Source organism: Streptomyces sp. NPDC005070, from assembly GCF_053600395.1.
In genome coordinates this window covers 25,764-36,200 of the sequence record NZ_JBSFZS010000083.1, presented here as the reverse complement: position 1 = coordinate 36,200, position 10,437 = coordinate 25,764, and the positions used below count along the sequence as shown (strand labels likewise).

Below are 10,437 nucleotides of genomic sequence, written 5' to 3'. Positions count from 1 at the left end.
GACGATAAATCCCGCGGGCCCACCCCAGGGGCCCGCCGGGCCCACCCGGCACGAGCCCGGGCCGCGCCCCCGGCCCGCCCCCACCACCCCCCCCCCCCCCCCGCGCCGGACGGGGTGCGGGGCCGCCTCGCGTGCGGGCCGGGGCGTCTCAGTTCTTCAGCGCGGCCCGCATCATCGCCTTGGCGACCGGCGCCGCCAGTCCGTTGCCGCTGACCTCGGAGCGCGCCGCGCCCGACTGCTCGACCATGACCGCGACGGCGACCTCCTTGCCGTTCGAGTCGGACTTCGCGTACGACGTGAACCAGGCGTACGGCGTCTTGCTGTTCTTCTCGCCGTGCTGGGCCGTACCGGTCTTGCCGCCCACGGTGGCGCCGGGGATCAGGGCGTTCGTGCCCGTGCCGTCCTCGACGACCGTCTGCATCGCCGACCGGAGCTGCCGGGCGGTGTCCGAGCTGACGATCTCCTGGGTGTCCGCGCTGTCGTCGTAGTTCTTCAGCACCTTGCCGTCGGCGTCGCTGGTCTGCGACACCATGTGCGGCGAGACCAGCTTGCCGTCGTTGGCGATGGCGGCGGACACCATGGCCATCTGGAGCGGCGTCGCGGTGACGTCGTACTGGCCGATGCCGGTCAGCGCCGTGGACGACCGGTCCATGTCCTTGGGGTACACGCTGGTGTACGCCCGCACCGGCACGTCCTGCTCCGTGTCGTTGAAGCCGAACTTCTCCGCCATCGCCCGGACCTTGTCCTGGCCCAGGTCGACCGCCATCTTGCCGAAGACGTTGTTGCAGGAGTACTGGAGCGCGACCCGGATCGAGGCGTTCTCGCAGGGAGCGGACGTGTTCTCGTTCTTCAGGGGGGTGGTCGTGCCGGGCAGGGTGTACGGGTCCGGGCTGTCCGTCCTGGCGTCCACGTCGTCGTAGAGCCCGTTCTCCAGCGCGGCGGCGGCCACGACCAGCTTGAAGGTCGAACCCGGCGGCAGCGGCTGCCGCAGCGCGCGGTTGACCAGGGGCTTGTCGGGGTCGGTCGTCAGCTTCTTCCAGACGCTGTTGTTGCCGGTGCTGATCGTCGTCGGGTCGTACGACGGCGTCGAGGCGACCGCGAGGATCCTGCCGGTCTTCGGGTCGATGGCGACGGCCGCGCCCTTGTTGTTCCCGAGCGCCTTGTAGGCGGCCTTCTGGACGTCCGGATCGATCGTCGTGACCACGTCACCGGGGTCGGCGCGCTTGTTCGTGAGCGTGTCCAGCGGGTTCTTGAGCTGGATGTCCGAGCCGTCGAGAAGCTTCTGGTAGACGCCCTCGAGCTGGGTCGCCCCGTAGACCTGCGAGCTGTAGCCGGTGACCGCCGCGTACAGGCTGCCGTCCTTGTACGTCCGCTTGTACTTGAGGTCGCTCCCTGTCGTCTGCGCGGAGCCGGTGATCGCGTCGCCGGCCACGATGATGTTCCCGAGCGGGTTCGCGTACAGCGCGATCGCGTTCCGTCGGTTTTCCTTGTCGTCCGCGAGTGCCCGGCCGTCGTAGAACTGCACCCAGGTCGCCCTGACCAGCAGAGAGAGCACGAGCAGCAGAGTGAAGACGGCGGCACGCCTGATCGTCTTGTTCATTCCGACCAGAAGGACGAGCGATCAGGGGTGAATCGTTCCCGTCCGCCCGGTTTTCTCATCGGTTCCTCATGGGGCCGCCGGGCCGGCCGCCTCGCCCGTCAGAGCCTGCGGGTGGCCAGGGTGAGCCGGTCACGGGCGTCGAACAGGGCGTCCTTGACCATCTGCTCGTGCGCGGGGGTGAGCCGGGCCACGGGCACCGAGCAACTGATCGCGTCACGGGCGGGCGTGCGGTACGGGATCGCCACGCCGAAGCAGCGCAGCCCCAGCGTGTTCTCCTCGCGGTCCACCGCGAAGCCCTGCTCCCGCACCTGGCGCAGCTCCTCGATGAGCTTCTCCCGGTCGGTGATCGTGTGCTCGGTCAGCGCGGGAAGCGCCTCCGGCAGCATCTTGCGGACCTGCTCGTCGCTGTACGTGGCCAGCAGTGCCTTGCCGAGCGAGGTGGAGTGGGCGGGGAGCCGGCGGCCGACCCGGGTGAAGGGGCGCAGATAGTGCTGTGACTGCCGGGTGGCGAGATAGACGACGTTCGTGCCGTCCAGGCGCGCGAGGTGGATCGTCTCGGTGGTGTCGTCCGAGAGGCGGTCGAGGGTGGGGCGGGCCGCGGCGACCACCTCGTCGCCGTCGATGTACGAGGTGCCGACCAGCAGGGCCCGTACGCCGATGCCGTACCGCGTGCCCGTCGCGTCCGTCTCGACCCAGCCGAGCTCCACGAGCGTGCGCAGCAGCATGTAGAGGCTCGACTTGGGATATCCGACGGCCTCCTGGACCGCGGCGAGGGAATGCATTCCGGGCCGGCCGGCGAAGTACTCCAGCAATTCAACGGTCCGCACCGCGGACTTGACCTGCGCCCCGCCGCCTGTCTCGCCTGCCGACATCGCCCTTGACCCCTTCGTTGGACGGGAAATAGTCTCCGACAAGAAGTTCACCATCAGAGACAGCGTTCAGCATATCGAACACCCCTGGTGAGTGACACAAGAACTTCGGCGAGAACTGTGGCATCACATCTGAAGGGACCCGCGGTGGCAGCAGCACCAGTCTGGAGTGTCGACCCCCGTACCGGGAAGCAGCGGGAACAGGTTGCGGTGGAGGCCACAGGCCAAGAGGTGGACGAGGCCGTCCGCGCCGCGCACGACGCGCGCCCCGCGCTGGCCGACCGCGCCGTGCGCGCCGCGTTCCTGCGCTCCGCCGCGGACCAGCTCGAAGCCGCCAAGGGCCTGCTCGTCGAGGCCGCCGACGCGGAGACCGCGCTCGGCCCGGTCCGGCTCACGGGTGAACTCGCCCGGACCTGCTACCAGTTGCGCGCTTTCGCCGGAATCGTCGACGAGGGCGCCTTCCTCGACGTCGTGATCAACCACCCGGACGCCACCGCGACCCCGCCGATCCCGGACCTGCGCCGCTACAAGGTGCCGCTGGGCGTCGTCGCCGTGTACTCCGCCTCGAACTTCCCCTTCGCCTTCTCGGTGGCCGGCGGCGACACGGCGAGCGCGCTGGCCGCGGGCTGCCCGGTCGTCGTCAAGGCCCACCCCGACCACCCGGCGCTGTCCGAGCTGGTCGCGGCCGTCCTGCGCCGCGCGGCCGCCGGGCACGGCATCCCCGAGGGGGCCGTCGGCCTCGTGCACGGCTTCGAGGCCGGTGTCGAACTGGTCCGGCATCCGCTGGTCACGGCCGCCGGGTTCACCGGCTCCGTCCGCGGCGGGCGCGCGCTGTTCGACGCGGCCGCCGCGCGTCCGGTGCCGATCCCGTTCCACGGCGAGCTGGGCTCCCTCAACCCCGTCGTCGTCACCGAGGCCGCTGCCGCCGAACGCGCCGAGGAGATCGGCACGGGACTCGCCGGCTCGATGACCCTGGGCGTCGGCCAGTTCTGTGTGAAGCCCGGCCTGGTGCTCGCGCCGGCCGGCGCGGCGGGCGACCGTCTGCTGAAGTCCCTGACCGACGCCGTGAGCGACACCGCCTCCGGGGTCCTGCTCGACCACCGCATGCGGGACAACTTCATCGCCGGGGTCGCCGAGCGCGCCGGGCTCCCGGACGTCCAGGCCCCGGTGACACCGGGCGCGGGCGGTGAGCACACGGTGAGCCCCGGCTTCCTGACCGTTCCCGCGAGCAGGCTTGCCACCGAGGGCGAACACGACCTGCTCCTGGAGGAGTGCTTCGGGCCGCTCACGGTCGTGGCGCGCTACGAGGACGAGTCCGAGGCGGGCGCGGTACTCTCCCGGCTGCCCGGCAACCTCACGGCCACCGTGCAGCTCTCCGCGGAGGAGGCCGCGGGCGAGGGGCGCGGTGCGGAGATCCTCGCCGAACTCACCTCTCTCGCGGGCCGGGTCCTGGTGAACGGCTGGCCGACCGGCGTGGCCGTCGCTCCGGCCCAGCACCACGGAGGGCCGTACCCGGCGACGACCTCGACGTCCACCTCGGTCGGCGGCACCGCCATCGAGCGCTGGATGCGGCCGGTGGCCTACCAGGGCGTGCCCGAGGCGCTGCTGCCGCCCGAGCTCCGCGACGACAACCCGCTGGGGCTGCCGCGACGGTACGACGGGCGCCTGGAGCGCTGACGCCGGATTCACGCCGGACCGGTGCCGTGCCGGACGGGTGCCGTGCCGGACGGGTGCCGTGCCGGTCCGGTGTCTTGGCGGCCCGGTCATGCAGGCCCGGCGTTGCAGGCCTGGTTCTCGCGGGGCCCGGTGCCGGTGCCGTCCGTTCCGTAAAAGGCCGGTCCCTTCTCCCGAAGGGACCGGCCGGGAACCTGAGAGACTTCGGGCCATGGACGTCACACTCCCCGAACTCCCCTTCTCCCTCCGTACCTACGGCCCCGACGGGAACTGGTCGTACGAGGACGGTGTCCTCACCGGCTGGGCCGGGCCCCGGCAGGACCGCTTCGTGCCACCCACCGGCGAGGGGCTCGACCCGGCCTCCGACGCACCGAGGCTGCTCGGTTCGCCGGAGGGGGACTTCCAGCTCCTCGCCCGCGTGACGGTGGGCTTCGGCGCGGCCTTCGACGCGGGCGTGCTCTACGTCCACGTCGGGGAGCGGGCCTGGGCGAAGCTGTGCCTGGAGAACTCCCCGGACGTCCCCACCGTCTGCACGGTCGTCACCCGGGGGCACTCCGACGATGCCAACTCCTTCACGGTGGAGGGCAGTTCCGTCTGGCTGCGGGTGAGCCGCACCGGCCGCGCCTTCGCCTTCCACGCCTCCCGCGACGGCGAGCGATGGACCTTCATCCGCCTGTTCACCCTGGGGGACGAGAAGGAGACCGGGGCCGCGCTGGTGGGCTTCATGACCCAGTCGCCGATGGGGGAGGGCTGTGTGGTGACCTACGACGGCATCGAGTTCCGCCCGGCCTGGCCGCGCGACCTCCGCGACGGCAGCTAGGCCCGCGGCACCAGGACAGGTTCCGCCGGCCAGGACAGGGCCTGGAGCCGTGTCGCGTCGGTCCGGTTCCTCACCCGGTACCTACGGGGGCGGAACCGGACCGTCCGCGCTCACGTCCTCAGCTTCATGATCGAGGACCGTATGAACCATGTGCGCCGCGTGATCAGGACCGTGCTGCCCGCCGAGGCGGCCGCCGTCGCCGACCTGCACGCCCGGGCCCGGGCGACCTACTACCCGGACGGGGTCCCGCGGGACGGCACGGACTGGCTCGCCGCCTGGCGGGGCGCCATCGAGCGCCCCGACGGCCATGTGCTGTGTCTCGTGCAGGACGGCAGGATCGCGGGCATCGCCTCCTTCCGTACGGACGAGGGCGCGCCCGCCGGCACGGTCAAGCTCTTCCAGTTCCATGTCGACCCCGACCGCTGGCGGGCCGGAATCGGGGCGGAGCTGCACGCGGCCTGTGTGGAGGAGTGGCGGGCGGACGGGAAGCGCACGGCGACGCTCGACGTGCACACCGACAACCTGCGCGCCCAGGCCTTCTACGCCCGCCTGGGCTGGGTCCCCGATCCGGGGAACCCGCCCGAGGAGGGTGATCACCACCTGTATCTGCGGTACGCGGTGGCCGGGGAATGACCCGAGCCGCTTGAATGTTCACCTAACGACGTCCCCGGAGGGTGTCCCGTATCCGCACGACCTGGAGAGAGCCGAAGAATGCGCGTCGAGATCTGGTCCGACATCGCCTGCCCCTGGTGCTATGTCGGAAAGGCCCGTTTCGAGAAGGCGCTCGACGCCTTCCCGCACCGTGACGAGGTCGAGGTCGTGCACCGGTCCTTCGAGCTGGACCCCGGCCGCGCCAAGGGCGACATCCAGCCCGTGCTCACGATGCTCACCAAGAAGTACGGCATGAGCGCGGCGCAGGCGCAGGCGGGCGAGGAGAACCTCGGCACGCAGGCCGCCGCCGAGGGCCTCGCGTACCGCACCCGGGACCGCGACCACGGCAACACCTTCGACATGCACCGAATGCTGCACCTCGCCAAGGCGCGGGGCCGCCAGGACGAACTGATCGGCCTGTTCTACGAGGCCAACTTCGCGGAGGAGCGGACCGTCTTCGGTGACGACGAGCGGCTCGTGGAGCTGGCCGTCGCCGCCGGGCTCGACGCCGACGAGGCCCGCGGGGTGCTCGCCGACCCGGCCGCCTACGCCGACGACGTCCGCGCCGACGAGCGCGAGGCCGCCGAGCTCGGCGCGAACGGCGTCCCCTTCTTCGTGCTGGACCGCACGTACGGGGTCTCCGGCGCACAGCCCGCCGAGGTCTTCGCCCAGGCGCTGTCCCAGGCCTGGGGCGAGCGTCCGCGGCTCACGCTGATCCAGGACGAAGCCGGCGACGCCGAGGCCTGTGGCCCGGACGGCTGCGCCGTCCCGCAGAACTGACCCGCGCGAGAGAGGGGCCCCGGCGCCGGAAGACGCAGGTCGGGGCCCATGCATAAGCGCTGCTTGGGGAAACCGCGTAAAAGCTCGCAATGGACTTGGGCACCGTCCGGGCCCACAGTGGTCCCATGGAGACCTTCGAGACCCTCGTCCGTGCCGAGTTCGCCCCGAAGAACACCTTTCTGAACACCGCGAGCACCGGCCTGCTTCCCGCCCGTACCGTCGCCGCCCTGCACGAGGCGGTGGCTCTGCGGGCCGAGGGCAGGCCGATCGACTCCCTCTTCGAGGACGTCGAGCTGGCCCGCGCCTCCTTCGCCCGGCTGACCGGTGTCCCGGCCGCCCGGGTCGCCGCCGGCCCGTCCGTCGCCGCCCAGACCGCGCTGATCGCGGCCGGGCTGGCCCCGGGGTCCGAAGTCCTCACCGCCGAGGACGACTTCACCTCCGTACTGAACCCGTTCCACGTCCGCGGCGACCTGAAGGTACGCGCCGTACCGCTGGAGCGGCTCGCCGAGTCCGTGCGGCCCGGCACGGCTCTCGTCGCGGTCAGCGCCGCCCAGTCCGCCGACGGCCGGATCGCCGACCTGCCGGCGCTGCGCGAGGCGGCCCGCGTCCACGGGGCGCGCACCTACGTCGACTTCTCGCAGGCGGCGGGATGGCTGCCGGTCGACGCCGACGGCTACGACTTCACCGTGTGCACCACCTTCAAGTGGCTGCTGGGCCCGCACGGTGCGGCCTTCCTCGTGGTGCCCGAGGACTTCGGCGGGCTCACCCCGCTGAACGCGGGCTGGGTCGCCGCGGAGCGGCCCTGGGACTCCTGCTACGGCCCGGTGCAGGAACTCGCCCACTCCGCCCGCCGCTTCGACGTCAGCCCCGCCCTGTTCACCTACGCCGGGGTGCGCCACTCCCTCGCCCTGATCGAGGAACTGGGCGTGGACGCCGTGCACGAGCACGACCTGGCCCTCGCCGAGCGGTTCCGCGCGGGGCTGGCCGGGCTGGACCACGAGGCGCTGCCCGCGCCGGGCTCCGCCATCGTCTCCGTGCCCGGACTCGGCCACCGGCAGGGCGAGTTGAGCCGGGCCGGCGTCGAGGTGTCCAACCGTGCGGGCAATCTGCGGGCGTCGTTCCACCTCTACAACACGCCCGCCGACGTCGACCGTCTCCTGGACGTGCTGGCCGGCTGAGACGGCGGATGGCCCCGGGGAGCACGCGCTTCCCGGGGCCGCCCGCGGTGTCATCCGGAGGGGTCACCGCACCGGCGTGAAGTCCCGTGCCCCGATGAACTCCGGCCTGCGCACGGGCGCCGCGAACGGCTCCACCGCGGCGTTCTCGACACTGTTGAACACGATGAAGACGTTGCTGCGCGGGAACGGGGTGATGTTGTCCCCCGAGCCGTGCATGCAGTTGCAGTCGAACCAGGTCGCCGAACCCGCCCTGCCCGTGAAGAGCTTGATGCCGTGCCGGCTCGCGAGGCCGGTGAGCGCCTCGTCGGAGGGAGTTCCGGCGTCCTGCATCTGGAGCGACTTCTTGTAGTTGTCCTTCGGCGTGGCCCCCGCACACCCGAGGAACGTCCTGTGCGACCCCGGCATGATCATGAGGCCGCCGTTGGTGTCGTGGTTCTCGGTCAGCGCGATCGACACGGACACGGTCCGCATGCTGGGCAGACCGTCCTCCGCGTGCCAGGTCTCGAAGTCCGAGTGCCAGTAGAAGCCACTGGCCCCGAAGCCCGGCTTGACGTTGATCCGCGACTGGTGGACGTACACGTCCGAGCCGAGGATCTGCCGGGCCCGGCCGACGACGCGCTCGTCGCGCACCAGACGGGCGAAGACCTCGCTGATCCGGTGCACCTCGAAGACGGACCGGATCTCCTGCGTTCTCGGTTCGACGATCGAGCGCTCGTCGGCGCGGACCGCCGGGTCGGCGACGAGCCGTTCCAGCTCCTGGTGGTAGACCGCGACCTCGTCCTCGCCGATGAGCCGATCGACGGGGAGGAAGCCGTCACGCTCGTAGGAGTGGAGGTCGGAGACCGAGATCGGGCCGGGTTCGTCCGGCGCGCCCCAGACGACCGGGTCCTGGCGGGGCACGGCCACTTCGGTGGCGGCGCGGCTGGGGTACGGATCGGTGAGTGTGGTCATCGGTGTGTCACACCTCCTCGGGTTCGGTGAGCAGGGGGTAGACGCCGTTCTCGTCGTGGTCCTCCCGTCCGGTGACGGGCGGGTTGAAGACGCAGACGCACCGGAAGTCGGTCCTCGGGCGCAGGGTGTGGCGCTCGTGACCGTTCAGCAGGTACATCGTCCCCGGCGCGATCCAGTGCTTCTCGCCGGTCTCGTGATCGGTGAGTTCGGCCTCGCCCTCGACGCACAGCACGGCCTCGATGTGGTTCGCGTACCACATCGACGTCTCCGTGCCCGCGTACAGGATCGTCTCGTGCAGGGAGAAGCCGACCTTCTCCTTGGCGAGGACGATGCGCTTGCTCTCCCAGGTGCCGGACGCGGCCTTCACATGCCGGTCGGTGCCCTCGAGTTCCTTGAACGAACGGACTATCACGGTGGTGCGCCACCTCTCTCTCGTGCGTGTCGTGTCTGTCGTGCTTCCTGTGCTGCTCGCCCTGCCTGTGCTGCTCGCCCTGCCTGTGCTGCTCGCGCTGCCTGTGCTGCTCGCGCTGCCTGTGCTGCTCGCGCTGCCTGTGCTGCTCGCGCTGCCTGTGCTGCTCGCGCTGCCCGTGCTGCTCGCGCTGCCCGTGCTTCCCGCCGGTCTCCCGGAGAGCGGGCTCAGACGGTCTCGCGGACGGCGCGTTCGAGGGTGCGCAGGCCCTCGTCCAGTTCGTCGGGGGTGATGGTCAGGGCCGGCAGCAGCTTCACGACCTCGCTCTCCGGTCCCGACGTCTCGACGAGCAGCCCGAGTTCGAAGGCGCGACGGGCGATCCGCGCGGCGCGGGCCTTGTCCTTGAACTCGACGCCCCAGACGAGTCCGCGGCCGCGGTACTCCTTGACGTCGGCGAGGTTCTCCTCGGTGATGGAGATCAGCGCCTGTTCGATCTGCTCGCCGCGGGCGCGGGTCTGCTTCTCCATGGCGGACCCGTCGGCCCAGTAGGCCTCCAGGGCGGCGGTGGCCGTGACGAACGCCGGGTTGTTGCCGCGGAAGGTGCCGTTGTGCTCGCCCGGCTCCCAGATGTCCAGCTCGGGCTTGAACAGGCACAGCGACATCGGCAGCCCGTACCCGCTGATGGACTTGGACACGGTCACGATGTCGGGCACGATCCCCGCCTCCTCGAAGGAGAAGAACGCGCCGGTCCGCCCGCAGCCCATCTGGATGTCGTCGACGATCAGCAGCATGTCGCGACGCGCGCACAGGTCGGCCAGAGCGCGCAGCCACTCGGGCCGCGCGACGTTGATGCCGCCCTCGCCCTGTACGGTCTCGACGATCACCGCGGCGGGGTGGTTGAGACCGGATCCCTGGTCCTCCAGGAGCCGTTCGAACCACAGGAAGTCCGGGACCTGCCCGTCGAAGTAGTTGTCGAACGGCATCGGGGTGCCGTGCACCAGCGGGACGCCGGCGCCCGCCCGCTTGAAGGCGTTGCCCGTCACGGCGAGCGAGCCGAGCGACATCCCGTGGAACGCGTTGGTGAACGACACGATCGCCTCGCGCCCCTTCACCTTCCGCGCGAGCTTCAGCGCCGACTCGACGGCGTTGGTGCCGGTCGGGCCGGGGAACATCACCTTGTACGGCAGGTCGCGCGGCCGCAGCACCAGGTTCTGGAAGGCCTCGAGGAAACCGCGCTTGGCGGCCGTCGACATGTCGAGCCCGTGGGTGACGCCGTCGCGCTCCAGGTAGTCGATCAGGGCCCGTTTGAGCACGGGGTTGTTGTGTCCGTAGTTCAGGGACCCGGCACCGGCGAAGAAGTCCAGGTACGCGTGCCCGTCCTCGTCGTACATGCGGCTGCCGCGGGCCCGGTCGAAGACGGTGGGCCAGTTGCGGCAGTAACTGCGCACCTCCGACTCCAGGGTCTCGAAGACGCTCAGGTCGGGCTGGGTGATGGTCAAGGGGAT

10 protein-coding genes are annotated in these 10,437 nt (G+C 71.0%); 5 read left to right on the top strand and 5 right to left on the bottom strand.

Translation table 11 applies throughout. The features are described from left to right. Nucleotides 1-148 precede the first annotated feature (148 nt). Nucleotides 149-1,600, bottom strand: coding sequence for a peptidoglycan D,D-transpeptidase FtsI family protein (locus ACWEBX_RS25635; RefSeq protein WP_451887165.1), 1,452 nt, complete (start codon nt 1,598-1,600; stop codon nt 149-151). Between the two features lie 98 nt (nt 1,601-1,698). Further along, nucleotides 1,699-2,472 carry an IclR family transcriptional regulator gene (locus ACWEBX_RS25630; protein ID WP_451887164.1) on the bottom strand — a complete coding sequence of 258 codons (774 nt, stop codon included), beginning with the start codon at nt 2,470-2,472 and terminating at the stop codon, nt 1,699-1,701. Between the two features lie 144 nt (nt 2,473-2,616). Here ACWEBX_RS25630 and ACWEBX_RS25625 point away from each other — a divergent pair, with 144 nt between their 5' ends. The 5 genes from ACWEBX_RS25625 to ACWEBX_RS25605 all read left to right on the top strand — a co-directional run bounded on the left by ACWEBX_RS25625 (nt 2,617) and on the right by ACWEBX_RS25605 (nt 7,572). After that, complete coding sequence (locus ACWEBX_RS25625; protein ID WP_451887163.1) at nt 2,617-4,146, top strand: aldehyde dehydrogenase (NADP(+)); 1,530 nt, start codon at nt 2,617-2,619, stop codon at nt 4,144-4,146. 208 nt (nt 4,147-4,354) lie between these two features. After that, nucleotides 4,355-4,963, top strand: coding sequence for a DUF1349 domain-containing protein (locus ACWEBX_RS25620; RefSeq protein WP_451887162.1), 609 nt, complete (start codon nt 4,355-4,357; stop codon nt 4,961-4,963). Nucleotides 4,964-5,089: 126 nt separating this feature from the next. After that, nucleotides 5,090-5,596, top strand: coding sequence for an N-acetyltransferase family protein (locus tag ACWEBX_RS25615; RefSeq protein ID WP_451887161.1), 507 nt, complete (start codon nt 5,090-5,092; stop codon nt 5,594-5,596). A gap of 78 nt (nt 5,597-5,674) precedes the next feature. Beyond that, the gene (locus ACWEBX_RS25610; protein WP_451887160.1) at nt 5,675-6,394 is read left to right on the top strand and encodes a DsbA family oxidoreductase; all 720 of its coding nucleotides are present in this window, start codon (nt 5,675-5,677) and stop codon (nt 6,392-6,394) included. Nucleotides 6,395-6,519: 125 nt separating this feature from the next. Continuing rightward, nucleotides 6,520-7,572: an aminotransferase class V-fold PLP-dependent enzyme gene (locus ACWEBX_RS25605; protein WP_451887159.1), complete on the top strand. Its 1,053-nt coding sequence runs from the start codon at nt 6,520-6,522 to the stop codon at nt 7,570-7,572. Nucleotides 7,573-7,635: 63 nt separating this feature from the next. Here the strand turns inward: ACWEBX_RS25605 and thpD are convergent, their stop codons facing one another. The 3 genes from thpD to ectB form a co-directional block, all read right to left on the bottom strand. Next, a complete protein-coding gene (gene thpD / locus ACWEBX_RS25600) occupies nt 7,636-8,523 on the bottom strand; it encodes an ectoine hydroxylase (RefSeq protein ID WP_451887158.1) in 888 nt (295 codons plus the stop codon). Between the two features lie 7 nt (nt 8,524-8,530). Further along, nucleotides 8,531-8,935, bottom strand: a complete 405-nt coding sequence (locus ACWEBX_RS25595; RefSeq protein ID WP_384786556.1) for an ectoine synthase — start codon at nt 8,933-8,935, stop codon at nt 8,531-8,533. 224 nt (nt 8,936-9,159) lie between these two features. Then, complete coding sequence (gene ectB / locus ACWEBX_RS25590) at nt 9,160-10,431, bottom strand: diaminobutyrate--2-oxoglutarate transaminase (RefSeq protein WP_451887157.1); 1,272 nt, start codon at nt 10,429-10,431, stop codon at nt 9,160-9,162. Nucleotides 10,432-10,437: the final 6 nt, after the last annotated feature.